Below are 26464 nucleotides of genomic sequence, written 5' to 3'. Positions count from 1 at the left end.
GGTCAGCGGATTCAGGGGCGGGGTGGGGCGTGGAGTGGTCCGAGCCGTCGCGTTCCGTGTCGGTCGGCGTCGCCAGGGCGGACGGCCGGGTCACCATCCGCGTGGCCGGTGAGCTGGACATCGCCTCCGTGCCGGTCCTGGCCCGCGAACTCCACCGCGCCGTGGAACGGCCCGTGGGCCGCACGTCGCTGGACCTGAGCCGGGTGACGTTCTGCGGGACGGCCGGGGTGGACCTGCTCCTCGACGCCCGCCTGCGGGCCGCCGCCGCGGGGGGCAGCCTCGCCGTGGAGCGCGCCCACAGCGCGGTGCTGCGACCCCTGCGGAGCTGCGGCGACGCGGAGGGTCTTCGGATCGCGCAGGAACTGGCGACGGCACCGCTGTCGGCGAGCGAACAGGCCCTGCGGCTCTCGGTGGTGTCGGCGGCGCTCTCGGCCGCGTTCGAGATCACCGGGGCGCCGATGGGCAACGCCCAGGTGCACGACCCGGCGGGCGGCGTCCTGCGGATCGTGGCCCAACGAGGCTTCCACCACCCGTTCCTGACGTTCTTCGAGACGGTGGCCGACCGGGAGACCGCGTGCGGAGTGGCGGCGCAGGACCGCAAACCCGTCCTCGTCGAGGAGGTGACCGCATCCCCGGTCTTCCTCGGCACCCCGGCCCTCGACGTCCTGGAGGAGGCCGGCGTCGGCGCGTGCGCCTCGGTCCCGATCACGTCCGGGGACGGCGCGCTGATCGGCGTGGTGTCCACCCACCACGCACAGGCCACGGAGTGGACGGACGAGCAGCGCCGGGCCCTGGAAGGACTCGCCCGCGCCGCCCACCTCCTGTGCTGAAAGCGGCCACCCGCACCCCGGCACCGGGCGCGCCCGACCCGGCCGAACGACCTTTCACGCCCTGTCAATACCGTCCACCCGACGATCTGTGAGCCGGGCAGCCGCATGGTCCCGGCGGGCGGCGGCTTCTAGCGTCGTGACCTACAGAAAGTCGCGTTCGACACAAGGAGCACCATGCGCGTCCCGTCAACGGTCGGCCTCGGCCTGGGTCTTGCCGGACTACTCACCGCCGCCGTGCCCGCCGCTGCCACCCCGCAGCAGCCGGCCGGCCGCGACGCCGCCCCGCAGCGGCAGCACCTGGCCTGGGGCCCCTGCTCGGCGGCGCAGACCGAGCTGAACGAGGCGGGGGCGCAGTGCGCCAAGGTGACGGTGCCGCTGGACTACGCCGACCCCCGCGGGCGGACCATCCAGATCGCGATCTCCCGGATCAAGGCCTCCTCCCCGGACGCCCGGCGCGGCATCCTGCTGTCCAACCCCGGCGGACCCGGCGGCCCCGGCCTCTCCCACACCCTCGCGCTCCGCCCCGCGTTGAAGGACGTCGCCGGCCAGTACGACCTGATCGGGTTCGACCCGAGGTTCCTCGGCGAGAGCAGCCCCGTGCGCTGCGCCCCGGCCGGACCCCCGCGCCCGCCAGGACCCGTCACCACGCCCCGCGCCGACTTCGACGCCTCCGTGGACTCCGCGCGGGACACGGCACGGCGCTGCCAGGAGCACGGGGACAACGCCGCGCTGCTGCCGCACGCCTCGACGCGGAACGTCGCCCGGGACATGGACGCGATCCGCGCCGCGCTCGGCGAGCGCCGACTCTCGTACTACGGCGTCTCCTACGGTGCGGACCTCGGCGCCGTCTTCACGCAGATGTTCCCCCGCCGCGCCGACCGCGTGATCATCGACTCCTCCACCGACCCGGCGGCCACCCAGTACGAGCTGTTCCAGCGTGCGGGCGGCCCGCTGGAGGAAGGCCTCGACGAGTGGGCCGCCTGGGCCGCCCGGCAGCACGACCGATACGGGCTCGGCCGGACCGGCGCCCAGGTGCGGGCGACCGTGCAGAAGCTGCTCGACGGGGCCGAGCGCCGCCCCGTGGAGGTCGCGGGCCAGCGGATGAACGCCCCGGTCATGCGGCTCCTGCTGCGCCAACTCGTCCAGCACCAGGAGAGCGACCCCGCGCTCGCCTCCGTGGTGCGCGACCTCATCGCCGCCGCCGCGGGCAAGCTCACCGAGCCCGGCCCCGAACTGGCCGCCCTGCTCGCGCTCCTGAACTCGCCCGACCTCGGCGACAGCATGGTGGGCGGCGCGCTGTTCATGTGCGGCGACGGCGGCTGGCCCGCCGGAGGCTGGCCGAAGGACACCGAGACGTACTGGCGCAACACGGTCAAGAGCCGCGCCACGCAGCCGGTGTTCGGCCCGGTCGTCAACGGCATGATCGCGCCCTGCGCGTTCTGGAAGTCGCCGCCGCGCGAGCCGGGCACCACCATCCACAACAAGGTGCCCGTCCTCATGCTCCAGGCGACCCGCGACAACAACGTCCCCTACGAAGGCGCCCTCGCCCTGCACCGCAAGCTCAAGGGGTCACGCCTGGTGACGGCCGACATCCGCTCCCACGGCGTGTACGGGCGCGGCTCCGAGGGCCACCGGCCCGTCCCGTGCGCCGACGACGCCGTCAACGACTACCTACGCGACGGGACCCTGCCCGCCCGCGACCTCACCTGCGCCCCCGAGGGAGCGACCCGATGAGCGCCCACGGGCCCGTGTTCAGCAGGCGCGGCGGCATGGTCGCCGTCGTGTCCGCCGCCACGGCCGTCATCGCGGGCACCGGTACCGGACGCGCCGCCGCGCGCCCCGCCGCGGCCCAGGGGCGCGACACCCTCCAGGCCGACGTCGACGCGATCCGCGCGACCGGGACCACCGGTGTGCTCGCCGAGGTGCAGGGCGAGCACGGCCGCCGCACCGCCCGGGCCGGTGCGGCGGACCTGACGGGGGACCGGCCGGTGCCCTGGGACGCGTACTACCGCATCGGCAGCGACACCAAGCCCTTCACCGCCACCGTCGTCCTGCAACTGGCCGGTGAGGGACGGCTCGGCCTGAACGACACCGTCGACCGCTGGCTGCCGGGCCTGGTCGAGGGCCACGGCAACGACGGCCGCAGGATCACCCTCACCAACCTGCTCCGCCACACCAGCGGCCTCAACGACTATGTGGCCGTCGGGGGCGGCGCGGACGACTTCACGCCCGCGGGCTACCTCAAGGGACGCTTCCGGGTCACCCCGGCCCGCGAGCAGGTGGCCGCCGCCGTGAGCCGCCCGCCGCTGTGGCTGCCGGACGCCGCCGACCCGGCCCGCGAACAGCGCTGGGGCTACTCCAACACCAACTACGTGCTCCTGGGCCTCGTCGTGGAGAAGGTCACCGGGCACCCCTGGGCCCAGGAGATCCACGAACGCGTCATCGCCCCGCTCGGCCTCAGGAACACCCTGGTCCCCGGCACATCGGCGTACGTACCGCAGCCGACCGCGACCGCCTACACCCAGTTCCCCGGCGGCGCCCGGCTGACCGACACCTCCCTCGCCACCGGCGGCGGCGCGGACGGCGGCATCATCAGCACCACCCACGACCTCGCCGTGTTCCTGCGCGCGCTGCTCGGCGGCCGGCTGCTGCGCCGTCCCCAACTGGCCGCGATGAAGCAGACCGTGGCGGCCCCCGACTGGATCCAGGCCGAGGGCGTGCGCTACGGCCTGGGCATCGCGTGGCGGCCGGGCGGCGGCGGGCCCGGTGGTGGTCGGTCCGCGCGGGGCCGGGACGAGGGCGTCTGGTTCCACGGCGGCACCCACCTCGGGATCGTCTCCGAGAGCGGCGTCACGGCCGACGGCAGCCGCGCCGCGACCGTCGCCGCCTTCACGCTGCGGACCGACGAACGGGGAGACGCGCAGGCCAGGGCCGCGCTCCGCCTTGTGGACCGCGCGCTGCGGCGGTGACGGCCACCGTCCGGTCCGTGGAACAGGAGTCCGTGTCCGCCGGGCAGCGGCCATCATGGGACCGACCAGGGGCGGCGCCCGCGCGGCGCCGCCCGCGGAGAACGGTTTCCTCCGCCGGTCCGTCGGCCCTCGGCCCGCGGACACCCCTGGTGCCCCGGATGCCGTACGACCGTCCCCAAGGAAGAAGCCCGCATGACCACGAGCGCGCAGGTGCCCGCCGACTCCGTCCCCCCGGCCGCACGCCTGGAGGAGGCCCGGCGCGACTACGCCGACCTGCTCGGCCGGGGGCTCGCCCTCGACCTGACGCGCGGCAAGCCCTCGCCCCGGCAGCTCGACCTCGCCGCGGACCTCCTGAGCCTGCCCGGCGACCGGTACACCGCGGCCGACGGGACCGACTGCCGCAACTACGGCAGCCCCGACGGACTGCGGGAACTGCGCGAGATCTTCAGCGGCTTCCTCCAGACCCCGGTCGACCAGCTCCTCGCCGTCGGCAACTCCAGCCTGGAGCTGATGCACGACTGCCTGGTCCACGCCCTCCTCGGCACTCTGCCCGGCGCGGAGCGGCGCTGGGCCGACGAGGAGCGGATCGCGTTCCTGTGCCCCGTCCCCGGCTACGACCGGCACTTCGCGCTGTGCGAGCGCTACGGCATCGACATGATCCCCGTCCCGATGACCGCCGCGGGCCCCGACCTCGCCGAGGTGGAGCGCCTCGTGGCCGCCGACCCCGCGATCAAGGGCATCTGGTGCGTGCCCAAGTACAGCAACCCCGACGGCACCTGCTACAGCGACGAGGTCGTGCGCGGCCTCGCCTCGATGCGCACCGCCGCGCCGGACTTCCGGATCTTCTGGGACAACGCCTACGCGGTGCACCACCTCACCGCAGAGGAGCGCGAGGTCGCCGACGTCCTCGCCGCCTGCGCCGAGGCCGGCAACCCGGACCGGGTGTTCGTCTTCGGCTCCACCTCGAAGATCACCCTGGCCGGCGCGGGCGTCGCCTTCTTCGGTTCGTCGCCCGCCAACGTCGCCTGGCTGCGCGGCCGCAACGCCAAGCGCTCCATCGGCCCCGACAAGATCAACCAGCTCCGCCACGCCCTGTTCCTGCGCGACGCCGACGGTGTGCGCGCCCACATGCGCGAGCACCGCGAGCTGCTGCGCCCCAAGTTCGACGCCGTCCTGCGGGGCTTCGCCAAGGAGCTCGGCGGCACCGGCCTCGCCACCTGGTCCACGCCCGAGGGCGGCTACTTCATCGTCCTGAACGTCCCCGAGGGCTGCGCCCGCGAGGTGGTGCGCCGCGCCGAGGAGGCGGGCATCGCCCTGACGCCCGCGGGCGCCACGCACCCCTACGGGCAGGACCCGAAGGACAGCGTCATCCGGATCAGCCCCAGCTACCCGGATCTTGCGGAGGTCGAGCAGATCATTCGCGGGGTCGCCACCTGCGTCCGCCTCGTCGGGTACGAGAAGCTGGTCGCCGACGCCGCGTCCTGAGCGCCGTCACGCGGTGCGCGCGGCCCCGGCCATGACCGTCGCCACGACCTTGTGGACGGCCGCCGCGTCCGGCGGGGTGCCCGTCCGGTCCGCGAACAGCAGGTGTGCGGCGCCGATCAGGGTCGGGGCGAGCGCGTCGATGTCGGCGTCGGCCGCGACACGGCCGAGGTCCCGCTCGGCGGCGAGGTAGGAGGCGATCGTCGCCGCCGCCTGCGTCAGGACCGGGACGCCGGTCGGCAGGGACTGCCGCAGCCGGGCGCGGAGTCCGTCCCGTGAGGTGACGAGGCCGACGATCGCCACGGCGACGGAGCCGAACAGGTCCGTCAGCGCGGCGGCGAGGTGGTCGTTGACGCTGCCGCTCCCCGCGGCCGCGCGCAGGGTGGCGGCGCTTGCCTCGACCCGGGCGACGCGGTCGAGGACGAGCTCGGCGAGGAAGGCGTCGAAGTCGGCGAAGTGCCGGTGCAGGACGCCTTTGGCGCAGCCCGCCTCCGTGGTCACGGCACGGCTGGTCAGCGCGCTCGGTCCGTCCCGGAGCAGGATGCTCTCGGCGGCGTCGAAGAGCTGCTCGCGCGCGTCGCGCAGGGCCACCCCGGTCGGCAATGTTCCTCCTCGGTCGCACCCCGGTCCCGGCCGCGGTCCCTTGACGAGTGGGCATGCGCCCACTCAGAGTGGGCGCATGCCCACTCTACCGTCCTCAGGTGCCGCCCACCCCGGCGGCGAACCGCATCGACACCGAGGCATGGCCGAGTCGTTCGGCGCGGAGGCCGGGCGCTACGACCGGGCCCGGCCCGACTACCCCCAGGCGCTCGTGGACCGCGTCGTCGCCGCGATCCCCGGAACCGACGTCCTCGACGTGGGCGTCGGCACGGGCATCGCCGCCCGGCAGTTCCTGGCCGCGGGCTGCCGGGTGCTCGGCGTGGACGTCGACGCGCGGATGGCCGACGTGGCGCGGGCGTCCGGCGTCGAGACCGAGGTGGCGGCGTTCGAGACCTGGGACCCGGCCGGGCGGACCTTCGACGCGGTGGTCTCCGCCCAGGCGTGGCACTGGATGGACGCGGCCGCGGGCGCGGCGTGCGCGGCCAGGGTGCTGCGTCCCGGCGGTCGGCTCGCCGTGTTCTGGAACGTGTTCGTGCTCGCCCCGGACGTCCGCGAGGCCTTCGCCGACGTGCACCGGCGGGTGCTGCCCGACGCGCCGCTCAACCCCTGGGCGGCCGCCCCGCTCGACGCGTACGGACCGCTGTCCGCGAAGGCGGTCGACGGGATGCGGCGGGCGGCCGCGTTCGACGCCCCGCAGGAGTGGCGCTTCGACTGGGAGCGGGAGTACACCCGCGAGCGGTGGCTCGACCAGCTCCCCACGCACGGCGGCACGGGCGGACTGCCCCCGGCCGTCCTCGCGGATCTGCTCCGCGGCATCGGCGGCGTCATCGACGAGCTGGGCGGCGGCTTCACGATGGGCTACGCCACTGTGGCGGTCACCGCGAGGCGGACGGGCTCCGGCTGAGCGGCCGCGGACCCGGGACGCGCGGCGCCGCGGGCGCCGCACGGTTCAGCTGGGCCGGACATGCAGGTCGAGGCCGCTGGTGCCCGGCGCCTCCACCCCGGGAAGCAGTCGCATGTCGTGGTCGTAGTCGCCGCCCACCAGGGTGCGGAACGGCACCGGCTCGTCCGTGAACAGGCCGTCGAGGCGCCGCGCGTACTCCTGCCGCGCGGCCTCGAACCGCTCCGCGGGCAGGTCGTTGGCGCCGAACACCGCGAACGGCTCGACGGGCGCCATGCCGGTGAACCAGAAAAGACCGTGCTGCACCGGGTAGAGCACGTCCGCGAGCCGGCCGTGGATGCCCCGGTCGGAGAACGACGTCTCCCGCGCCCCCGCCGTCACCGACACCAGGGCGCGCCGTCCCGCGAGGGGGCCCTCGCTGTAGGGCGGGGGCACCTTCGGGCCGTAGCCGAACCCGGCGGTGAACACCCGGTCGATCCAGCCCTTGAGGATGGCCGGCGGGCTGAACCACCACATCGGGAACTGCAGGATGACGGCGTCCGCCCAGCGCACCTTCTCCTGCTCGGCCGCGACGTCCGCCGTCAGGCGTCCCGCGAGCGTGGCGTCCTGCGAGGCCGCCATCACGTGCAGCCGCTCGTCCGCCGCGAGATCGGGGAAGTCGTCGGCGTCGACGGTCGCCTTCCACTTCATCGCGTACAGGTCGGAGACCCGCACCTCGTGGCCCGCCGCGCGGAGGTGGCCGGCCGCGAAGTCGGTGAGGGAGGCGTTGAGCGAGTCGCCCTCCGGGTGGGCGCTGACGATGAGGATCCGCTGCGGGACGGGCGTGGACGGGGAGGGCGGCGTGGTCGCGTTCATGAGGACCACGGTGCCGCGGCCCCGGCGGGGCAGCCAGAACCCTGTTCAGCCGGTGGATCCGCTGTCCTGGTACCGGGAGGACCACCTTGGGGCGCGGCGCGCATACTTGATCGCATGAACAGGGTGGAGGAACGCGTCCGCGGTGGTGCGGAGGTCGATGGGGTCGGTGACACCGATCGGGCTCTCGGCGGCTTCCTGCGGGCACGTCGGGGGCGGGTCGCGCCGGAGAACGTCGGGATCTCCGGAGGCCGTCGCCGCCGGGTCCGCGGGCTGCGCCGCGAGGAGTTGGCCCAGCTCGCCGGGATCAGCGTCGACTACTACGTACGTCTGGAACAGGGCCGGGCCACCCAGCCCTCGACCGAGGTCCTCGACGCGCTCGCCGGAGCGCTCGGCCTCGACACGGCGGAGCGCAGGCACCTCGACACCCTCGCCGGGGCCCGGCGCGGGCCCACGCCGAAGGCCAGGGTCAGCCCGCTGCTCCAGCGCGTCCTGGACTCCCTCGTCCACTTCCCGGTGTTCGCCACGAACCACCGCCTCGACGTGGTGGCCTGGAACGCCCTCGGCGCCGAACTCGTCGGCGGCCTCGGCGACCCGGACCGCAGGGACCCGAACAACGCCCGCTTCCTCTTCCTCGACCCCGCCTCCCACACCGTGCACCCCGACTGGGAGGACCGCGCGGCCGAGGCCGTGGGCCAGCTCCGCGTCGCCGCCGGGCGCTACCCCGACGACACGGAACTCGCCGCCCTGATCACCGAACTGTCCGAGCGGAGCGCCGACTTCCGCCGCATCTGGGGCACCGGCGAGGTGGTGATGTGCACGGCGGGCCGCAAACGCCTCCACCACCCGCGGGCCGGCCTCCTCACCCTGGACTTCGAGACCCTCCACGTACCGGCCGAGCCCGGCGAGACGGGCCTCGTCGTGCATGTGTTCAGCGCGGACGAGGACAGCGAGGAGACGGTGGCCCTGGCCGAGCTGGCGCGGGCCGTGGCGGAGCGCGGCGGCGCGGGGTAGTCCCACGGGGCGGGCGGTGAAGTGCCCGTCGGGCGGGTGAATGCGCAGGTCAGGGCCCGGCACGGTAGGGTCGCGCGGTGATTCGATCTTTCCGGGCGGCCGCGACCGTCGTTCTTGTGGTGTCGTTGACCGCTGTGGCCTGTACGTCGGACGGCCACAACGGCGACGGGAGCCGGGCGGCTGAGTTCGTGCCCCTGCGGAAGCTGCGGGAGATCGCGGTGAGCGGCGACCCTCTCGGTGAACTGGGAGCCGATGACCCGGGGGCGCGGACCCGCCCCGTCGCGGAGGTGCGGCTCGGGGGAGACCGTCTCGTCGCGTACGTGGACCCCAAGGCCTGTGGTCTGGTCGTCGACGCACCCGGGGCGGGGCACTTCGGCCTGAAGACCGCGTGGCCGAAGGACGACAACGACGCGGGGACGGACAGCCTTCCCGGCGGGCCCTACGCCCAGTCGTCCTCCTCCGGCTACGAACGCCGCTCGGCCTGGGTCCAGTTGTCGTGCGGCGGCCGCGCCATGATCGTCAGGTACGAGGCCCGGGGCGCCCACGACGTGTCCGGCGTCCGGGGAGCGATGTCCGTGGTGCGGTCCCGGACGCGGAACGCCACGCTCGTGGTGATCGGCCCCAAGAAGCTGCGGTCCGTGATCGCGCGGAAGCTGTCGGCCTGACAGGCGGGGCCGGGCCCGCGGCGGGCCCGGCCCCGAGGCGTCAGCTCAAGTACGCCTCCACCTCCCCGAACTGCGCCGCGGGCCACCCCGTGTTCGCGGTCACGTGCAGCCGTAGATGCCGGACGTTCGGCGCCGACGCCGGGACGTCGATCGTGACCGTGTTGCCGGTCGCCGGGTCGAAGCGGTACGGCTGCGAGGGGACCAGGGTGCTGTAGCCGGAGCCGTCGGTGCTGCCCTGGACCGACAGGGTCTGGGTGCGCGCGGCCCAGGCCGCGGGCGGCGGCAGCTTGAGGACGAGGCGGCGGACCGGCTCGGCCTTGCCGAGGTCGACCGTGAGCGCCTGCGGGAAGGCGTGGTTCGTGGACTCCCAGTACGTCGCCGCGTCACCGTCGACCGCCTTGCCGGGGGTGTAGACGTCCGTGGAGCCGGTCGCCGTGGCCGGGCGGGACTTGGCGAGGTTGCGCTTCGGGTCGGGGTCGGGGTTGCCGCCGCCGGGCTGCGGCCAGGTCGAGCAGTCCTCCCAGACGCTGTCCCAGCCGGAGTTGCCGCCGCCGTCGGTGAGCGTGAAGCTGCCCGAGCCGGACGGATAGGGGCAGTTGTAGACGCCCGCGGCACCCACCGACGTGGCCTTGACGCCACTCATCCGCACCGCGCCCGGCGTCTCCGCCTGCACGACGACCGTGCCGACCCTGGTCACGGTCGACCTGTCGACGGTCACGTTCCGCACGGCCTTGCCGGTGCCGCCGCCGGAGACGAACTCGTAGGCGCTCCACGGGCTGTCGGTGATCGTGGTGTCGGTGATGTTCACCGTTGCCTCGATGGCGCTGTCGTACGCGTCGACGCGCAGGGCGCCCATGGGATGGTTCCAGTTGGGGTTCATCGCGCCGGTGCGCACCAGGCTGTTGCCGGACACCGTGATGGTTCCGGCGAGCGGGAAGAACGGGTCGAGGAACTTCTGGTTGGAGATGGCTATGCCGCTGCCGAGGGCGTTGGTGTCGAGGACCAGGTTGTCCTTGACGGTGATGTTCCGGCCGCCGTAGATCGCGATGCCGTTGGCGAGGTTGGGCTGCGAGACGGTGTTGCCGATGAACGCCGAGTCGCTGTTGGTGGTGTTGAGCGACCACATGGCGAGGGCGTCGTCCCCGGTGTTGCGCAGGAAGTTGTCGCGCACCCGCACCCCGCGCGCGGTGCCGTTGAGGTTGAGGCCGTCCGCGGTCATGTCGAGGAACCGGTTCTTCTCGACGACCAGGTTGTCGTTGTTGCCCATCAGCCACATGCCGACCTTGAGATGCTGCAACCACATCCCGGACACGGCCGAGTCGGGGCCGAGCGAGCCGTTCACGAAGTTGTCCGGGTTGCTGTCGACGCGCTCGGTGACCTCGCCGATCACCGCGAAGTCGTGCAGACCGACCTTGCCGGTCGGGGCGCTCGACTGGTCGATGAAGCGGGAGCTGCGGACGACGGAGTGCCAGGCGCCCGCGCCCCGGATCCGCACGTCGTCGACGTTGCTGAGGGACTGCGTGAGCTTGAACTCGCCCGGCGGGATCCACACCGTGCCGCCCTTCGCGGCGGCGACGGCCTCACGGAAGGCCTGCGTGGAGTCGCCCTGCCCGGACGGGTCGGCGCCCTTGTCGGTCACCGACACCGCCCCGGACGGCTTGCCGCCCGCTGCGGCGACCTGCTCGAAGTCGGCCACGTCGACGGTCACTTGGGTGCCGGTCGCCTCCAGGCGGACCTTGTCGCCCGCGCCCGCGTTCCGGCCGAGGAGCAGCCGCGCGTTGTCCAGGAGGTGGTGGGTCTTGGACCCCTGGATCCAGGGCGTGTCGACATAGCTGTACTTCGACGTCACGGCGAGCGACTTGTCGAGCTTGACGCCGTTGACGTACACCGCGAGGGACCCCGACTGACCGTCGGGCACGCTGTACGCCACGTTCACCGCGTTCGCCGCGCCGGGCAGCGTGAACTCGACGTGCTGGCCCGCCGCGAGGCGGACGGCCTGCCGGCCCGACGACTCGGAGGCGACCGTGCCCTGGGTGTGGTCGGGGCCGATCCTGGTGCCGTTGGACGGGGCGCTCTCCGCCTCGACGGAGGTGAAGGGGACGGTGGCGCCCGCGGCGGCCGACCGGGCGCGCGAGCCGCCGTCGGCGGCCTGCGCGGCCGGGGCGAGCGCGGTCAGCAGGCCCGCCGCGAGACCGAGCGCGGCGGCGATCGGTACCGCTCTTCGGGCGGGGGAGCGGCCTAAGGGTGTGCATGAGGTGTGCATGACATGCCTCTCTCCGAGGGGGCGGGGGGCGGCGGCCCCGCCGCGGGTCAGACCCGCAGCCAGGCCGCCGTGTCCTGCGGGAGCCGCCCCTCGTCGTCCAGGGGGCCGCTGGCCAGCAGGAGGCTGGTGTGGGCGGGCGGTGCGCAGGGCGCGGCGGCGAAGTTCACCACGCAGACCAGGCCGTCGCCGCGCGCGAACGAGAGGACCCCGTCGGGGGCGGGCAGCCAGGTCAGCGGGCCGTCCCCGAAGCCGGGCCCGGCGCGCCGGATCCGCAACGCCGCGCGGTACAGGGCGAGCATCGACGCCGGGTCGCCGGACTGCCGGTCGGCCGCGTACGCCGCCCAGTCCGCGGGCTGCGGAAGCCAGGGCTCCGCCACGGACCCGAAGCCCGCGTGCGGCGCGCCCGCCACCCACGGCAACGGCACCCGGCACCCGTCGCGGCCCGGATCGCCGCCGCCCGACCGGAAGTGCATCGGGTCCTGGATCCGCCCCGGCGGAATCGCGCACTCGGGCAGGCCGAGCTCCTCGCCCTGGTAGACGTACACCGAGCCGGGCAGGGCGAGCGAGAGCAGCGCGGCGGCCCGCGCCCTGCGGGTGCCGAGGCCCAGGTCGGTCGGGGTGCCGAAGGCCTTCGTGGCGAAGTCGAAGCCGGTGTCCGCGCGGCCGTAGCGGGTCACGGTGCGCGTCACGTCGTGGTTGCACAGGACCCAGGTCGCGGGCGCGCCGACCGGGGCGTGCTCGGCGAGGGTCTCCGTGACGGACGTGCGCAGGCGCACCGCGTCCCAGGGGCAGCTGAGGAAGGACAGGTTGAAGGCGGTGTGCAGCTCGTCGGGGCGCAGATAGCGGGCGAAGCGCTCGGAGTCCGGCAGCCACACCTCGCCCACGAAGACCGCCCCGTACTCGTCGGCGACGGCCCGCCAGGAGCGGTAGATGTCGTGCAGCTCGTCGCGGTCGAGGAACGGGTGCGGGTCCCTGCCCTCGACGAAGTCGGGCAGCGCGGGATCCTTCGCGGGCAGCGCCGCGGAGTCGATCCGTACGCCCGCGACCCCCCGCTCCAGCCAGAACCGCAGCACGTCCTCGTGCTCCTGGCGGACCGCCGGATGCGCCCAGTTGAGGTCGGGCTGCTCGGGCGCGAACAGGTGCAGGTACCACTCGCCGTCCGGGACGCGGGTCCAGGTGGAGGCGGACGCGGCGAACTGCGACGGCCAGTCGTTGGGCGGCAGTTCGCCGTGCGCGCCGCGCCCCGGCCGGAAGTGGAACAGCTCGCGCTCGGGGCTCCCTGGCCCCGCGGCGAGCGCCGCCCGGAACCAGACATGCTGGTCGGAGACGTGGTTCGGGACGATGTCGACGATGGTGCGCAAGCCGAGGGCCCGGGCCTCGGCGATCAGCTTCTCGGCCTCGGCGACCGTGCCGAACGCCGGGTCGATCACGCGGTAGTCGGCCACGTCGTAGCCGCCGTCGACCATCGGCGACAGGTACCAGGGGTTGAACCACAGGGCGTCCACGCCGAGTTCGGCGAGGTACGGCAGCTTGGCGCGCACGCCCGCCAGGTCTCCGGTGCCGTCGCCGTCGCCGTCCGCGAAGCTGCGTACGTACACCTGGTAGATGACGGCGGAGCGCCACCAGTCGGCGTCGGGGGTGGTCGGTCGCGTGGCTGCCACGGTGACGGTCCTTTCGGGCAGGGGGACCCCGCCGCCGGCCGGGGCGGGGTGGGGGAGAGGGGCCGGCGGCCCGCCGGATCAGCCCTTGAGGCTGCCGGCGGTCAGGCCGCTCATGATGTGGCGCTGGCACACCAGGAAGATCACGAGGGTCGGCAGGGAGGCGATGACGAGGGCGGCGAGCAGCCAGTTCTCGGTGACGCTCGCGGCGAGCGAGTAGATCCCGACGTTGATGGTCTGCTTGCCCGGGTCGGGCAGCGTCAGCATGGGCCAGAGGAAGTCCTTCCACACCCCGACCACCGCGAAGATCGACACGACGCCGAGGATCGGCCGGGAGATCGGCAGGACCACCGAGCGCAGGGTGCGCAGCGGCGAGGCCCCGTCGATGGCGGCGGCGTCCAGGAGCTCGCGCGGGATCGAGTCGAAGAACCGCTTGAGCAGGAAGATGTTGAACGCGTTGGTGACCGAGGGCAGCCAGATCACCCAGGGCGAGTTGACGAGGTTCCGCTCGACGATCGGCACGTCGAGGACGGTCAGGTACTGCGGTACGACGAGGACGGTCGCCGGGATCATCAGGGTCACCAGCATCGCGCCGAGGATCACGTTGCCGAGGACCGGGCGCAGCTTGGAGAGCGAGTAGGCCGCCGCCACGTCGAAGACGAGCTGGAAGGCGAGGGCGCCGAGGGCGTAGTACAGCGTGTTGCCGAGGAGCTTCGCCAGGTCCATCACCCCCCAGGCGTCGGCGTAGTTGCCGGGGTGGGCGTCCTCGGGGACCAGCGTGGGCGGGGTCTGCGCGAACTCCTGCGGGGACTTCAGGCCGCTGGTCACCATCCAGTACAGCGGCCCGATGAACACCAGCGTGAAGACCACGAGGACCAGGGCGAGGGCCGTCCAGTAGAGGAACCTGCCGCGCGGCCGCGCGAGTTGGGCGGGGGAGATCAGGGTGCGTGTCGACATCGGGGCTCCCTCACTCCTCGCTCACGCGGCTCAGCCGGACGTACGCCGCCGAGAACACGGCGAGCAGGACGAGCAGCACCAGGCCGAGGGCGGCCGCGCTGCCGTAGTTGTTGAAGGTGAACGCGTACTGGTAGATCAGCTGGACCACGGTGAGCGTCGCGCCCTCGGGGCCCGCGCCCCCGGTGAGCAGGAACGGCTCCACGAACACCTGCATGGTGGCGATGATCTGCATGAGCAGCATCAGCGACAGGACGAGGCGGGTCTGCGGGATCGTGACGTGCCAGATCTTGCGGAGGATCCCCGCGCCGTCCAGCTCCGCGGCCTCGTACAGCTCGCCCGGGATGCCCTGGAGCGCGGCCAGATAGATCAGGGTCGCGCCGCCCATGTTCATCCACGTCGCCGCGATCACCACGGACAGCATCGCCGTGTCGGTCGACTGGAGCCACTGCTGCTCCGGAAGACCGACCGCGCCGAGCATCCGGTTGAACAGGCCGTACCCGGGGTCGTAGAAGTACTTGAAGAGGAGCACCGAGGCGACCGGCGGCAGCATCACCGGCAGATACACGAGCAGCCGCAGATAGCCCCGGCCGTGCCGGAACTCATTGAGCACGAGCGCGACCACGAACGGCACGACGAATCCGAGGAGCAGTGCGAGCCCCGTGAACAGGAGCGTGTTCCGCCAGGCCTGCCAGAACGCGGGGTCGTTGAAGATGTACGTGAAGTTCGACCAGCCCGCCCAGACGGTCGCGCCGTCCTCGCGCTTCTCGAACGCCAGGAAGAACTCCCTGACCATCGGGTACCAGGAGAAGAACGCGAAGCAGAGCACGGCGCCGACGAGGAAGCCGTGGGCGGTGAGATTGCGCTTCAGCGCCTGCCGGAACGCGGCGCGTCGGTGCGGGGAGCGGGTGGCGCCGGGGTCCGGGACGGGCGGCGGGGTCGTGCGCTCGGACAGGGTGGGGGCCGACACGGTGTCCCCCTACTGGTTCGCCAGGATCTGGTTGACCTGCTTCTCCGCGGTGTCGAGCAGCTTGCCCGTGTCGGCGTCCTCGTTGGTGAGGACGGCCGACATGGCGGTGTCGAGGACCTTGTAGATCTCCTGCGCCTTGGGCGGCTCGGGCTTGCCCTGCACGGGATGCGCGGTGAACGCCTTGAAGTTCGCCACGGGCATGGTGGAGCTGGTGGCGCGGGCCTTGTCGTCGGCCGTCTTCGTCTGCCCGGTCCAGAAGTTGGGCTGCGGCAGGCCGACGGGCAGGCCGTCCGCCTTGGTGCGGGCCCAGTCGAACTGGCCCTTGCCGGGGGTGAGGAACTTGAAGTTGATCCAGGCGATCGCGGCCTTGACCTTGTCGGCCGAGACGCCCTTCTTGATCATGTAGTCGTTGCCGCCGAAGAGCGTGGCCTGCTGCCCGGGGATCGGCGCCATCCCGTAGTCCCCGTACTTCGCGCCGAGGTTCTGCACCATGTACGTGATGTCGTCGGGCGCGGCGAGGAACATGCCGAGCTTCCCCGACGCCATCTGCTTCTGCAGGTCGCCCCACTTCAGGAGCTGTGTCCTGCCCATGCTGTCGTCGTCCCAGCGCATGGCCTTCAGGTTGTCGAGGATCCGCTTGCCGGTGGCGTCGTTGAACGCGGCCTCGGTGCCGTCCGCGTCGACGATGCTGCCGCCGAGGCCGTAGGCCGTCGCGGTGAAGTGCCAGCCGCCGTTGTTGCCCGCGCTGTACTCGCCGAACCCGGCGACGCCGTCACCGAGCGCGGCGATCCGCTTCGCCGCCGTGCGGACCTCCGCCCAGGTGGTGGGCGGCTTGTCGGGGTCGAGTCCGGCCTTCTCGAAGAGCGGACGGTTGATCAGCAGGCCCATCGTGTAGTTGCTGTAGGGCAGGCCGTAGAGCTTGCCGTCCTTCTTCAACACGTCCAGGACGTCTGGGTCCATGTCGCCGAGCGCGGGCACCGACCGGTCGTTGACGTAGGCGCTGATGTCGGTGGCGCCGTCGTTGTCGAGGACCTGCTGGAGGTCGGTGAAGTACGTGTAGAAGACGTCGGGTTGGGACTTGGCCTTCAGCATCGCCGTGAACCGGGGCGGCTCCAGACACGGATCGGTCTGCTTGCCCTTGATCGTGACGTTCGGGTACGTGGCGTTGAACGCCTTGACGTCCTCCTTCCACTGCTTGAGCTCGGCCTTCTCCGCAGCCGGCGGCATGCAGTCGATGGTGAGCGTGACCTTGGTCTTCGGGTCCAGCGGTGAAGCCGCGTCGGCCGCGTCCGCGGCGTTGCCGTCGCCCCCGTCGTCGCTGCTGCTGGTGCCGCAGGCGGCGAGCACGGTGAGGGCGAGCGTGGCGGCGAGCGCGGTCGTGGTGGTGCGGCGGGGGCGGCGCGTGCGGCTCACGTGTGGTCGGCGTATCCCGGTGCTTCTCATCGGTGGACCCCTCTGGGGCAGCGCCACCGCCCGTGCGGGCAGGGCATGGCGGGAGCTGGGGAAGCCCACAGCGGAGAGCTGTGCGGCGGCGCTCACTCAAGCACCGCCGACACCAAGCCGCAATATCTCGCGCGTAAATTGAAAATATTCGACTGTCGCGCGTTGTCGTCCTCGCGGCGGCTGATCACACCCCGCCCGTGTCGCCCGTGCCCGCACGTGCCACCTGTGCCGTGGAGCCCCGCACCACCAGCTCCGGCTCGAAGAGCAGTTCCCCCGACGGGACCGCGCTGCCCGCGATCTGGAGGGTGAGCAGCTCGACCGCGGCGCGGCCCATGGCCTCGATCGGCTGGCGGACCGTGGTGAGCGGTGGCTCGGTGCAGTTCATGAACGCGGAGTCGTCGAAGCCGACCACCGACACGTCCCGCGGCACCACCAGACCCCGGCGGCGGGCCGCCCGGACGGCGCCGAGCGCGAGCGGGTCGCTGGCGCAGACGATGCCGGTGACCCCGGCGTCGAGCAGCCTGGCCGCCGCGGCCTGGCCGCCCTCCAGCGAGAACATCGCCCGCGCCACCCGCTCCTGAGGCAGCCGCCCGCCCGCCGTGTCGGCCAGCGCGCGGGCCGCGGCCAGCTTGCGCTGCGAGGGCATGTGGTCGGCGGGGCCGAGCACCAGGCCGATGCGTTCGTGGCCGAGCGAGACCAGGTGGCGCCAGGCCTGCTCGACGGCCACGGCGTCGTCGCACGAGACGGCGGGGAAGCCCAGGTGCTCGATGGCCGCGTTCACCAGGACCACCGGGATGTTGCGCGCGGCGAGCTGCTTGTAGTGGTCGTGCGGCGCGTCGGCCTGGGCGTACAGGCCGCCCGCGAAGACGACGCCCGACACCTGCTGCTGGAGCAGCAGTTCCACGTAGTCCGCCTCCGAGACGCCGCCCTTGGTCTGCGTGCACAGGACCGGGGTGAGCCCCTGCTGGGCGAGGGAGCCCCCGATGACCTCGGCGAACGCCGGGAAGATCGGATTCTGCAGCTCCGGCAGGACGAGCCCCACCAGACGGGCGCGCTCCCCGCGCAGCAGGGTCGGCCGTTCGTAGCCGAGCACGTCGAGCGCGGAGAGGACCGCCTGCCGGGTGGCGTCCGAGACCCCCGGCTTGTTGTTGAGCACCCGGCTGACCGTGGCCTCGCTGACCCCGACCTTCTTCGCCACCTGAGCAAGTCGTCGCGTCATGAACGCAAGATTAGCGCAAGACTTGCGCGGCGCTTGCGTGAACGGCGTCGGCCCCTCTGTCCCGCGCGGCCCCGCACGCGCGCCCGTCAGCCCCGCACCCGCCGCCACTTGCGCAGGCTCACCAGCTCCCGGGGCGGCGTCAGCTTGCTGCCGACCTCGACGTACGACACCTCCGCCGCGTACACACTGCCCTCGGAGTCCACCGCGACGCTGTGCAGCCAGTTGAACTGCTCCGGGGCCTCGCCGGGCAGTTCGGCGCCGAACCGGGTGACGAGCCGCCCCGCGCGGTCATAGATCTGGATCTTGTGGCCGAGGCCGGGCACGCCCTGCTGCACCGGCGGCGGCCCCTGCTCGGCCACGTACACGTTGGTGTCGGCGCCCCGGCCCGCGCAGACGGCGACCGCCTTGTGGGCGTGCCAGGAGGCGCGGAACCCGCCGTCGAGGGAGAACACCTGGACGCGGTGGTTCTCGCGGTCGCAGACGATCACCTCGTCGTCGCCGCACAGGGCCAGGCCGTGCGGAAGGCTGAACCGGCCCTCGTCGGTGCCGGGTCCGCCCCAGGACAGCAGATGGGTGCCCGCGGCGTCGTAGCGGTGGACGCGCGAGTTGCCGTAGCCGTCGGACACGAAGACGTCGCCGGTCAGGGGCGATATCGCCACGTCGGTGGGCCGGTTGAAGGGCTCGCCGCTCTGGAACGGCGCCGGACGGCCGGTGCCGAGGGTCAGGAGCGTGTTGCCCTGCCGGTCGGTCTTGGTGACGCGGTTCCCCACGTCGTCCACGAGCCACAGGTGGTCCTCGTGGTCGACGGTGATCGCGTGGGGGCGCAGGAACCGGCAGCCCTTCCAGCGCGGCATCGTGTTGCCGTACGGGTCCTCGAACAACTCGGTCCCGGCGAACGGGGTGTCGTTGCCCCACATGTCGACGACGTTCCCGTCCCGGTCGAAGACGAGCACGGGCATGTTGCCGCGGTTGAAGACATGCACGCGGTCCTCGGAGTCCACGGCGACGGACGTGGCCTCCCTCAGCCACACCCCGTGCGGGATCCGGGCCCAGTACGGGACGGGTTCGTAGACGGTCTCAGCGGTCGCGGGTCCGACGGCCACGGGTCCTCCCAGGACGAGCGGGTCCGGATCAAGCGGGTCCGGATCATAGGACGGCCGCACGGCCGGGCGACAGAGGGCGGCCGTGCGGGGCGGTCCCCCAAGTGGCGCCCCCGGCTTGACAGGCGGACGATGGAGTGTAGGGCCGGTGCAGCCCGGAACGGAGGAAGTCATCATGATCGAGGTCAAGGCGGTCGAAAAGCCGGATGAGCGGCGTGACTTCCCCCGCGGTCACCTCGAAGCCGTCCATCTCACCGGTCTGGACTTCGCCGTGGGCACCTTCGAGCCCGGCTGGCGCTGGTCCGAGTCCGTGGGACCGATCGCGGGCACCGCGAGCTGCCTGATCCACCACAACGGCTACGTCGTCGAGGGGCGGATGCACCTGCTCATGGACGACGGCGGCGAGACCGAGGTCGGACCGGGCGACGTCTTCGTCTGCCCGCCGGGACACGACGCCTGGGTGGTGGGTGAGGAACCCGTCGTGGTGTTCGACTTCGCGGGCGGCATGGCGCAGGAGTACGCGAAGGCGGCGGGCGAGTAGGAGCGGCCCGGCCCCTGACCGGCGGCCGGCGGCCGCGGGAACGGGGCCCGCCGTCCCGGCCCCCGGGAGGCGCTGCCCTCGACGGACCGCACGCCCCGCCCGCGCGGCACCCCGCCCCGGACGGTCCACCAGGACATGCCGCCCCCGGCGCGGCCCGCTGGAATGGACGGGTGACCGCGCCCCCGGACGACTGCCTCGCGCGCAACGAGTGGATCTGCGGTGAGTATCTGAGCACCCGCCGCGAGATCCTGCTCGACGCCGTCCTGCAGCACCTGGAACTCACCGCGGTCTCCGTCCTGATCGCCCTCGTCATCGCCCTGCCCCTGGCCGTGGTCTCCCGGCGCTGGGGCCTCGCCGCCGGACCGGTGCTCGCGGTCACCACCGTCCTGTACACGATCCCGTCGCTCGCGATGTTCTCGCTGCTGCTTCCCGTGTACGGCCTGTCCTCGACGCTCGTCGTCGCCGGGCTCGTCCTGTACTCGCTGACGCTGCTCGTCCGCAACATCCTCGCGGGCCTGCGGGCCGTCCCCGAGGACACCCGGCAGGCCGCCCGCGGCATGGGCTACGGACCGATCCGCCTGCTCCTGACCGTCGAACTGCCGCTCGCGCTGCCCGCCGCCATGGCGGGCCTGCGCATCGCCACCGTCTCGGCGGTCTCCCTCGTCACCGTCGGCGCGATCGTCGGCTTCGGCGGACTCGGCAACCTCATCTACTCCGGGATGAACACCTACTTCAAGGCCCAGGTCCTCACCGCCTCCGTGCTCTGCGTGGTCATCGCCGTCCTCGCCGACCTGCTGCTGCTCGGCGTACAGCGCGTCCTCACACCCTGGACGAGGGCGGCCCGCGCGTGAACACCCTCACCGACGCCTGGGACTGGCTCGCCGACTCCGCGCACTGGGCGGGCGACGACGGCATCTGGCACCGGCTGACCCAGCACCTCGTCCTCACCGTCGTCTGCCTCCTGATCAGCTGCCTCATCGCGCTGCCCGTCGCCCTGGTCCTCGGCCACCTCGGCAAGGGCGGCGCGCTCGCCGTGAACATCTCCAACGTCGGGCGCGCCGTACCGACGTTCGCGGTCCTCGTGCTGCTCCTGCTCACCCCGCTCGGCAAGTGGGGCGAGGGCCCCACCGTCGTCGCCCTGGTCCTGTTCGCCGTGCCGCCGCTGCTCACCAACGCCTACGTCGGCATGCGCGGCGTCGACCGCAGCGTCGTCCAGGCCGCGCGCGGGATGGGCATGACGGGGCGGCAGATGCTCTGGCGGGTCGAGGCGCCGCTCGCGCTGCCCCTGATCATGAGCGGCGTCCGCATCGCCGCCGTCCAGCTCGTCGCCACCGCGACCATCGCCGCGCTCGCGGGCGGCGGCGGCCTCGGCCGCATCATCACGGCGGGCTTCAACCTGGCCAGCACGCCCCAAGTGGTGGCGGGCGCGGTGCTCGTCGCCGTGTTCGCCCTGCTGGTCGAGGGCGTGTTCGAGGCCGTCGAGCGGCTCGCGCCCCGGTGGGCGCGCAAGACGGGGAAGGGGTGAGCGGCGTGACACGCACCGTTCGCGGACGCAACCGGCTTACCCGGTGCGGCGTGCTGCTCGCGGCCGCCGTACTGCTCGCCTCCGGCTGCGACTCGGGTCCCTCCCTGGAGACCCAGGACAAGGTCACCGCGCCGCCCGGCGACAGCAAGCACCTCGTCGTCGGCTCCGCCGGATTCACGGAGAGCGACCTGCTCGCGCAGATGTACGCGCTCCTCCTGGACAAGGCCGGCTACGACACCGAGATCCTGTCCGTCGCCAACCGCGAACTCTACGAACCCGCCCTGGAGTCCGGACAGATCGACGTCGTGCCCGAGTACGCGGCCACGTTCGCCGACTGGCTGAACGCGAAGGTCAACGGCGCCGACGCGAAGCCCGTCGGCTCACCCGACCTCGACGCCACCATGAAGGCCCTGCGCGAGCTCGCCGCGCCCCGCGGCCTCACCGTCCTCGACCCCGGCAGGGCCGTGGACCAGAACGCGTTCGCCGTCACCGCCGCGTACGCCCGCGAACACCACCTCAAGTCCCTCAGCGACCTCGGCAAGTCCGGCCTCAAGGTCCGCCTGGCCGCGGGCGACGAATGCGTCCAGCGCCCGTACTGCGAACCCGGCCTGAAGAAGGTCTACGGCATCGACATCACCGGCGTCGACCCCAAGGGCGTCGGCACCACCCAGGCCAAGAAGGCCGTCCAGAGCGGCCAGGACCAGATGGTCCTCACCACCACGACGGACGCCACCCTCGACGAGTTCGGCCTCGTCCTCCTCACCGACGACAAGAACCTCCAGAACGCCGACTACATCGTCCCCGTCGTCAACCGCTCCCGCGCCGGCAGCAAGGGCGTCTCCCGCGCCCTGGCCCGCCTCAACACGGTCCTGACGACAGCGGACCTGGCAGACCTCAACAGACAGGTGGACAGCTGGCGCCGCCTGCCGGAGGACGTGGCGAAGAAGTACCTGGAGACCAAGGACCTGCTGTAGCGCTTGCCCGCCGCCCGCCGCCCGCCGCCCGCCGCACTTGCTCCACCTCCCCGGACGGGGCGCTTCTCTCCGCCGCAACGGCGAACACCCCCACAAGCATCTCGGCGGTGCCGAACACCCCCCGCCATGGCGCAGCCACAATCCCCACGAAGGCCAACAGACAACCCCCGCCTTGGCGCAGCCAAGATCCCGACGAAGGCCGACAGACAACCCCCGCCATGGCGCAGCCAAGAGCCCCCCGCAGGGAACCCCCGGCCCACCCCGCGCCGGAGAGGCGCTACGCGTCGGAGACCGAGTCGAACTCCACGTCCCCCCGCCCCACGCCGTGGGCATCCGCGTCCACCGACCGCCGCAGCGCCTCATGCAGCTTCGCCGGGGTGAGGACCCCGACGAAGCGGGCGCCGTCCACGACGGCGACCCAGCCGGCGTCGTGCTGGAGCATCACGCCGAACGCCTGCTTCAGGGGCGCGCCCACGGGCACCCAGGCGTTCATGCGGTGGGCGAGGTCGCCGACGGTGGCGTCGTCCCCGGCGAGGCCGACCTCGTCGACGCCGACCCAGCCGTGCAGGTCGCCGCCCTCGTCGAGGACCATCGCCCAGCGGGCGTCGTCCCCGCGCAGCCGGGCCGCGGCCTGCGCGGCGGACTCGTCGAGGCGGGCGACGGGCGGCTGTTCCAGGTCGTCGACCTCGATCTCGGTGACCGAGAGCCGCTTGAGCCCGCGGTCGGCGCCGACGAACCTGGCCACGTACGGCGTCGCGGGCGTGCCGAGGACGGCGCCCGGCGTGTCGAACTGCTCGATGCGCCCCTGCCCGTACACGGCGACCCGGTCGCCGAGGCGGACGGCCTCCTCGATGTCGTGGGTGACCATCAGGACGGTCTTGCGCACGGTCCGCTGGAGGTTCAGGAACTCGTTCTGGAGCCGTTCGCGCACGACGGGGTCGACGGCGCCGAACGGCTCGTCCATCAGGAGCACGGGCGGGTCGGCGGCGAGGGCGCGGGCCACGCCGACGCGCTGGCGCTGTCCGCCGGAGAGCTGCTCGGGATAGCGCGGCCCGTACGTCTTCGGGTCGAGCCCGACCAGGTCGAGGAGTTCGGCGGCGCGGGCCCGTGCCCTGGCCCGCTTCCAGCCGACGAGGGCGGGCACGGTCGCGGTGTTGTCGAGGACGGTGCGGTGCGGGAAGAGGCCGACCTGCTGGATGACGTAGCCGATGCGGCGCCGCAGGCGTACGGGGTCGACGGCGGCGATGTCCTCGCCGTTGACGTAGATGCGGCCGGAGGTCGGCTCGATGAGCCGGTTCACCATCATCATCGTGGTGGTCTTGCCGCAGCCGGACGGGCCGACGAGCGTGACCAGCTCTCCCTCGGCGACCTCGAAGGAGAGGTCGTCCACGGCCGTCGTGCCGTCCGGGTAGCGCTTGGTCACCTGCTCGAACCGGATCATTCCCTCACGCTAGCCGTGCGTGTTCCACCCCGCACACGCTCGGCGACCGCTCAGGCGTCCGCCGTGGGGCTCCCGCTCACCAGGACCACCTCCAGGGTGCGCGGCCCGTGCACGCCCTCGACGCGGTCGAGTTCGATGTCGCTGGTCGCGGAAGGACCGGAGATCCAGGTGAGCGGGCGCCCGGGGTCCAGCCGCTCCATGGCCCGGGGCACGGAGGAGACGACCTGGTCGGGGACGCGGACGACGCAGATGTGGTGGTCGGGGACGAGGGTGATGCGGCGGCGCCCCTGGTCGGGCGAGCCGTCGAGGACGAGGGTGCCGGTCTCGGCGATCGCGATCGCGCAGCCGGTGACGACGCTGTCGGCCCGGTCCAGCTCCGCCGTGGTGCTCGCGGCCCGGTCGTGGATGCGGACCGGGTCGGCGGCGGCCAGCCATCCCGGCGGCAGGGCGGGCGGCACGAGGACGTTCCGGGCGCCGCGCAGGGCCAGGAGCCGCATCAGCAGGTCCGACAGCTCGTCCTCGCCCGTGCGGTGCACGATCGCCCGGTAGTCGGCGAGGTTCTCGGCGAGCAGGTCGACGGTCTGCCCGGTGGTGCGCTCACCGTGCTCGCGCGCGTAGTCCCGGTCGACGGCCGAGTCGTACGGCTCGTCGGGGACCGGCCCGAGCGCCCGGCCGATCCGCCCCAGGATGATGTCCTTGGAACTCACGCTCCCGCCTTCCCGTCCTCGGTACGCCCCTCGGCGGAAGCCCCCGCCGGTCTCGCCGTACGTCCCTGCGTGCGCTGCCACCAGTCGCGGAACGACTCCTTCGGCACCGTCGGCAGATCCCGCGTCGCGCTCCACGCACGGCCAGGACCCGGCAGCGTCCGGGGGTGCGCGCGCCGGGTCCGGGCGGCGAGGCGCTGCCCGGCCCGCAGCAGCCCCGGCCGGGCGAACACCAGGCCCGCCGCGCGCATGGCGGCCCGCTCGGCCGCGTGGCCGCGGGCGGGCTTCAGGGTCGCCCTCACGCCGTGGCGGGTGAACTCGCCGCCCTGGACGACGCGTTCGCGCAGGTGCACCAGGACTTCGGGGATGTCGATGGCGACCGGGCACACCTCGTAGCAGGCGCCGCAGAGGCTGGAGGCGTAGGGCAGGGAGGCGTCGATCTCGCTGGCGGTGCCGCGCAGTTGAGGGCTGAGGATGGCGCCGATGGGGCCCGGGTAGACCGAGCCGTAGGCGTGCCCTCCGGCCCGTTCGTAGACGGGGCAGACGTTCAGGCAGGCCGAGCAGCGGATGCAGCGCAGGGCCTGGCGGCCGACCTCGTCGGCGAGGGTGTCGGTGCGGCCGTTGTCGAGGAGCACGAGGTGGAAGGCGGTGGGCCCGTCGCCGTCCGTGGTGCCCGTCCACATCGACGTGTACGGGTTCATGCGCTCGGCCGTCGAGGAGCGCGGCAGGGTCTGCAGGAACACCTCCAGGTCCCGCCACGTCGGCACGACCTTCTCGATGCCGACCACGGAGATCAGCGTCTCGGGCAGCGTCAGGCACATCCGCCCGTTGCCCTCCGACTCCACGACCACCATGGTGCCGGTCTCGGCGACCATGAAGTTCGCCCCCGAGACGCCGACCCTGGCGCGCAGGAACTTCTCCCGCAGGTGCAGCCGGGCGGCCTCGGCGAGTTCGGCGGGCGTGTCCGTCAGGGCGTCCGGGGCGGGGCGGCCCCACTGCGCCATCTCGCGCGCGAAGATGTCGCGGATCTCGCCGCGGTTGCGGTGGATGGCGGGTACGAGGATGTGCGACGGGCGGTCCTTGCCGAGCTGCACGATGAGCTCGGCGAGGTCGGTCTCGTAGGCGTGGATGCCCGCGGCCTCCAGGGCTTCGTTGAGGCCGATCTCCTGCGTGGCCATCGACTTGACCTTGACCACCTCGCGCTCGCCGGTGGCCCGGACCAGATCGGTGACGATGCGGTTCGCCTCGTCCGCGTCGGCGGCCCAGTGCACGGTGCCGCCCGCCGCCGTCACCGCCTCCTCCAGGCGCAGCAGGTGCTCGCCGAGGTGGCGCAGCGTGTGGTCCTTGATCTGCCGTCCGGCCGTTCGCAGCCGCTCCCAGTCGTCGAGCTCCGCGACGGCCTTCGCGCGTTTGTCGCGGATGGTGTGGGTGGCGTGGCGCAGATTGGCGCGCAGGGTCGCGTCGCGCACGGCGTCGCGCGCCGCCGCGGGGAACGCCGGCATCCCGAGATACGTGCCGCTCATGACCAGGGCTCCTTCTCCGTGCTCGCCAGGATCTCCGCGAGGTGCACCGGCCGCATCGCCGTGCGAAGCCGCGTCATCGTGCCGCCGAGGTGCATCAGACAGGAGTTGTCCGCCGCGCACAGCACCTCCGCGCCCGTCGACTCGGCGGCGCGCACCTTGTCCGTGCCCATCGCCGCCGAGACGTCGGAGTTCTTCACCGCGAACGTCCCGCCGAAGCCGCAGCACTCCCGCGCGCCCGGCAGCTCCACGAGGTCGAGCCCCTCGACGGCCGCGAGCAGCCGCGTCGGCCGGTCGCCGAGGCCGAGGGAGCGCAGCCCGTGACAGGTCGGGTGGTACGTCACCGTGTGCGGGTAGTACGCGCCCACGTCGGTCACGCCGAGCACGTCCACCAGGAACTCCGTCAGCTCGTACGTCTTCGGCACCACCGTCGCCAGCGTCCGGGCGAGCCCGTCGCCGCGGCCCTCGGCGCGCGCCCGCTCGCCCATCCGCGGATACAGCTCCCGCACCATCGACCCGCACGACCCGGACGGCGTCACGACGGCGTCGTACTCACCGAAGACATCGGAGAAATGCCGGGCGAGCGGCTCGGCCTGGTGACGGTAGCCCGTGTTGTAGTGGGCCTGCCCGCAACAGGTCTGCGCCGCCGGGAAGTCCACGTCCACACCCAGTCTGGTCAGGAGTTTCACCACGGCGCGGCCCGTGTCGGGATACAGCGTGTCGTTGACACACGTCAGGAAGAGGGCGACGCGCAACGCTGGGTCCTCCTTGTCGATCATCGGTGCTTTCCCCGCGCAGCGTAATCTGGCGGGGGCGCCTTGGGGAGAGGGGTGCCACGG

At 72.9% G+C, this 26464-nt stretch carries 24 protein-coding genes; 11 read left to right on the top strand and 13 right to left on the bottom strand.

Annotated features, from left to right (window positions below; translation table 11 throughout):
* Nucleotides 1–29 precede the first annotated feature (29 nt).
* The 4 genes from AB6L24_RS03705 (at nucleotide 30) to AB6L24_RS03690 (ending at nucleotide 5284) form a co-directional block, all read left to right on the top strand.
* Nucleotides 30–830: a GAF domain-containing protein gene (locus AB6L24_RS03705; RefSeq protein WP_405652037.1), complete on the top strand. Its 801-nt coding sequence runs from the start codon at nucleotides 30–32 to the stop codon at nucleotides 828–830.
* A 174-nt stretch (nucleotides 831–1004) separates the two neighbouring features.
* Nucleotides 1005–2564: an alpha/beta hydrolase gene (locus AB6L24_RS03700; RefSeq protein WP_405652035.1), complete on the top strand. Its 1560-nt coding sequence runs from the start codon at nucleotides 1005–1007 to the stop codon at nucleotides 2562–2564.
* Nucleotides 2561–3799: a serine hydrolase domain-containing protein gene (locus AB6L24_RS03695; protein ID WP_405652033.1), complete on the top strand. Its 1239-nt coding sequence runs from the start codon at nucleotides 2561–2563 to the stop codon at nucleotides 3797–3799. The genes AB6L24_RS03700 and AB6L24_RS03695 overlap by 4 nt, the downstream gene beginning before the upstream one ends.
* Before the next feature lie 192 nt (nucleotides 3800–3991).
* Complete coding sequence (locus tag AB6L24_RS03690; protein WP_405652031.1) at nucleotides 3992–5284, top strand: aminotransferase class I/II-fold pyridoxal phosphate-dependent enzyme; 1293 nt, start codon at nucleotides 3992–3994, stop codon at nucleotides 5282–5284.
* A gap of 6 nt (nucleotides 5285–5290) precedes the next feature.
* On the opposite strand, the gene AB6L24_RS03685 is transcribed toward AB6L24_RS03690, so the two are convergent.
* Nucleotides 5291–5884, bottom strand: coding sequence for a TetR/AcrR family transcriptional regulator (locus tag AB6L24_RS03685; RefSeq protein ID WP_405652028.1), 594 nt, complete (start codon nucleotides 5882–5884; stop codon nucleotides 5291–5293).
* 76 nt (nucleotides 5885–5960) lie between these two features.
* On the opposite strand from AB6L24_RS03685, the gene AB6L24_RS03680 reads away from it, so the two are divergent.
* Nucleotides 5961–6785 (top strand): class I SAM-dependent methyltransferase, encoded by an 825-nt coding sequence (locus AB6L24_RS03680; RefSeq protein ID WP_405652025.1) that lies wholly within the window; start codon nucleotides 5961–5963, stop codon nucleotides 6783–6785.
* Between the two features lie 45 nt (nucleotides 6786–6830).
* Here the strand turns inward: AB6L24_RS03680 and AB6L24_RS03675 are convergent, their stop codons facing one another.
* Nucleotides 6831–7637: an NAD(P)H-dependent oxidoreductase gene (locus AB6L24_RS03675; protein ID WP_405652023.1), complete on the bottom strand. Its 807-nt coding sequence runs from the start codon at nucleotides 7635–7637 to the stop codon at nucleotides 6831–6833.
* 114 nt (nucleotides 7638–7751) lie between these two features.
* Here AB6L24_RS03675 and AB6L24_RS03670 point away from each other — a divergent pair, with 114 nt between their 5' ends.
* The gene (locus AB6L24_RS03670; protein WP_405652021.1) at nucleotides 7752–8648 is read left to right on the top strand and encodes a helix-turn-helix domain-containing protein; all 897 of its coding nucleotides are present in this window, start codon (nucleotides 7752–7754) and stop codon (nucleotides 8646–8648) included.
* A gap of 77 nt (nucleotides 8649–8725) precedes the next feature.
* A complete protein-coding gene (locus AB6L24_RS03665; RefSeq protein WP_405652019.1) occupies nucleotides 8726–9313 on the top strand; it encodes a hypothetical protein in 588 nt (195 codons plus the stop codon).
* A gap of 40 nt (nucleotides 9314–9353) precedes the next feature.
* On the opposite strand, the gene AB6L24_RS03660 is transcribed toward AB6L24_RS03665, so the two are convergent.
* The 7 genes from AB6L24_RS03660 to AB6L24_RS03630 form a co-directional block, all read right to left on the bottom strand.
* Entirely contained in the window at nucleotides 9354–11576 is a 2223-nt protein-coding gene (locus tag AB6L24_RS03660; RefSeq protein WP_405652017.1) for a discoidin domain-containing protein, read from the bottom strand.
* Between the two features lie 47 nt (nucleotides 11577–11623).
* Nucleotides 11624–13237, bottom strand: a complete 1614-nt coding sequence (locus AB6L24_RS03655) for a glycoside hydrolase family 13 protein (protein WP_405652015.1) — start codon at nucleotides 13235–13237, stop codon at nucleotides 11624–11626.
* A gap of 78 nt (nucleotides 13238–13315) precedes the next feature.
* Nucleotides 13316–14191, bottom strand: coding sequence for a carbohydrate ABC transporter permease (locus AB6L24_RS03650; protein WP_405652012.1), 876 nt, complete (start codon nucleotides 14189–14191; stop codon nucleotides 13316–13318).
* Between the two features lie 10 nt (nucleotides 14192–14201).
* A complete protein-coding gene (locus tag AB6L24_RS03645; protein WP_405652010.1) occupies nucleotides 14202–15158 on the bottom strand; it encodes a carbohydrate ABC transporter permease in 957 nt (318 codons plus the stop codon).
* A 9-nt stretch (nucleotides 15159–15167) separates the two neighbouring features.
* On the bottom strand, nucleotides 15168–16601 hold the full coding sequence (locus AB6L24_RS03640; RefSeq protein WP_405652008.1) for an extracellular solute-binding protein: 1434 nt from the start codon (nucleotides 16599–16601) through the stop codon (nucleotides 15168–15170).
* A 184-nt stretch (nucleotides 16602–16785) separates the two neighbouring features.
* The gene (locus tag AB6L24_RS03635; RefSeq protein ID WP_405652006.1) at nucleotides 16786–17820 is read right to left on the bottom strand and encodes a LacI family DNA-binding transcriptional regulator; all 1035 of its coding nucleotides are present in this window, start codon (nucleotides 17818–17820) and stop codon (nucleotides 16786–16788) included.
* A gap of 86 nt (nucleotides 17821–17906) precedes the next feature.
* Nucleotides 17907–18923 (bottom strand): peptidyl-alpha-hydroxyglycine alpha-amidating lyase family protein, encoded by a 1017-nt coding sequence (locus AB6L24_RS03630; RefSeq protein ID WP_405652004.1) that lies wholly within the window; start codon nucleotides 18921–18923, stop codon nucleotides 17907–17909.
* 172 nt (nucleotides 18924–19095) lie between these two features.
* Between AB6L24_RS03630 and AB6L24_RS03625 the strand changes: the two genes are divergently transcribed.
* From AB6L24_RS03625 to AB6L24_RS03610, 4 genes are all read left to right on the top strand, one after another.
* On the top strand, nucleotides 19096–19461 hold the full coding sequence (locus AB6L24_RS03625) for a cupin domain-containing protein (RefSeq protein ID WP_380844057.1): 366 nt from the start codon (nucleotides 19096–19098) through the stop codon (nucleotides 19459–19461).
* Nucleotides 19462–19631: 170 nt separating this feature from the next.
* The gene (locus tag AB6L24_RS03620; protein ID WP_405652002.1) at nucleotides 19632–20312 is read left to right on the top strand and encodes an ABC transporter permease; all 681 of its coding nucleotides are present in this window, start codon (nucleotides 19632–19634) and stop codon (nucleotides 20310–20312) included.
* Nucleotides 20309–20986, top strand: coding sequence for an ABC transporter permease (locus tag AB6L24_RS03615; RefSeq protein ID WP_405652000.1), 678 nt, complete (start codon nucleotides 20309–20311; stop codon nucleotides 20984–20986). The genes AB6L24_RS03620 and AB6L24_RS03615 overlap by 4 nt, the downstream gene beginning before the upstream one ends.
* Before the next feature lie 53 nt (nucleotides 20987–21039).
* Complete coding sequence (locus AB6L24_RS03610; RefSeq protein WP_405657024.1) at nucleotides 21040–21960, top strand: ABC transporter substrate-binding protein; 921 nt, start codon at nucleotides 21040–21042, stop codon at nucleotides 21958–21960.
* A 277-nt stretch (nucleotides 21961–22237) separates the two neighbouring features.
* Here the strand turns inward: AB6L24_RS03610 and AB6L24_RS03605 are convergent, their stop codons facing one another.
* From AB6L24_RS03605 to AB6L24_RS03590, 4 genes are read right to left on the bottom strand one after another with little or no spacing between them, the layout of a single operon-like run.
* A complete protein-coding gene (locus tag AB6L24_RS03605; protein ID WP_405651998.1) occupies nucleotides 22238–23401 on the bottom strand; it encodes an ABC transporter ATP-binding protein in 1164 nt (387 codons plus the stop codon).
* A gap of 50 nt (nucleotides 23402–23451) precedes the next feature.
* The gene (locus tag AB6L24_RS03600; protein ID WP_405651996.1) at nucleotides 23452–24108 is read right to left on the bottom strand and encodes a lactate utilization protein C; all 657 of its coding nucleotides are present in this window, start codon (nucleotides 24106–24108) and stop codon (nucleotides 23452–23454) included.
* Nucleotides 24105–25628 carry a lactate utilization protein B gene (locus AB6L24_RS03595; RefSeq protein WP_405651994.1) on the bottom strand — a complete coding sequence of 508 codons (1524 nt, stop codon included), beginning with the start codon at nucleotides 25626–25628 and terminating at the stop codon, nucleotides 24105–24107. The genes AB6L24_RS03600 and AB6L24_RS03595 overlap by 4 nt, the downstream gene beginning before the upstream one ends.
* Nucleotides 25625–26380, bottom strand: coding sequence for a (Fe-S)-binding protein (locus AB6L24_RS03590; protein WP_405657022.1), 756 nt, complete (start codon nucleotides 26378–26380; stop codon nucleotides 25625–25627). The genes AB6L24_RS03595 and AB6L24_RS03590 overlap by 4 nt, the downstream gene beginning before the upstream one ends.
* Nucleotides 26381–26464 lie beyond the last annotated feature (84 nt).

It is taken from the genome of Streptomyces sp. RK9, from assembly GCF_045070545.1.
GTDB lineage: Bacteria > Actinomycetota > Actinomycetes > Streptomycetales > Streptomycetaceae > Streptomyces > Streptomyces alboflavus.
Note: the sequence above shows the minus strand (reverse complement) of the source record. Positions and strands in the feature narration are given on the sequence as shown.

Bases quoted from the DNA above. Each gene is read 5' to 3' on its own strand.
- AB6L24_RS03700 (WP_405652035.1), top strand. From the start codon at position 1,005: ATGCGCGTCCCGTCAACGGTCGGCCTCGGCCTGGGTCTTGCCGGACTA.
- AB6L24_RS03695 (WP_405652033.1), top strand. From the start codon at position 2,561: ATGAGCGCCCACGGGCCCGTGTTCAGCAGGCGCGGCGGCATGGTCGCC.
- AB6L24_RS03690 (WP_405652031.1), top strand. From the start codon at position 3,992: ATGACCACGAGCGCGCAGGTGCCCGCCGACTCCGTCCCCCCGGCCGCA.
- AB6L24_RS03680 (WP_405652025.1), top strand. From the start codon at position 5,961: ATGCCCACTCTACCGTCCTCAGGTGCCGCCCACCCCGGCGGCGAACCG.
- AB6L24_RS03675 (WP_405652023.1), bottom strand. From the start codon at position 7,637: ATGAACGCGACCACGCCGCCCTCCCCGTCCACGCCCGTCCCGCAGCGG.
- AB6L24_RS03670 (WP_405652021.1), top strand. From the start codon at position 7,752: ATGAACAGGGTGGAGGAACGCGTCCGCGGTGGTGCGGAGGTCGATGGG.
- AB6L24_RS03660 (WP_405652017.1), bottom strand. From the start codon at position 11,576: ATGCACACCTCATGCACACCCTTAGGCCGCTCCCCCGCCCGAAGAGCG.
- AB6L24_RS03650 (WP_405652012.1), bottom strand. From the start codon at position 14,191: ATGTCGACACGCACCCTGATCTCCCCCGCCCAACTCGCGCGGCCGCGC.
- AB6L24_RS03640 (WP_405652008.1), bottom strand. From the start codon at position 16,601: ATGAGAAGCACCGGGATACGCCGACCACACGTGAGCCGCACGCGCCGC.
- AB6L24_RS03635 (WP_405652006.1), bottom strand. From the start codon at position 17,820: ATGACGCGACGACTTGCTCAGGTGGCGAAGAAGGTCGGGGTCAGCGAG.
- AB6L24_RS03625 (WP_380844057.1), top strand. From the start codon at position 19,096: ATGATCGAGGTCAAGGCGGTCGAAAAGCCGGATGAGCGGCGTGACTTC.
- AB6L24_RS03605 (WP_405651998.1), bottom strand. From the start codon at position 23,401: ATGATCCGGTTCGAGCAGGTGACCAAGCGCTACCCGGACGGCACGACG.
- AB6L24_RS03595 (WP_405651994.1), bottom strand. From the start codon at position 25,628: ATGAGCGGCACGTATCTCGGGATGCCGGCGTTCCCCGCGGCGGCGCGC.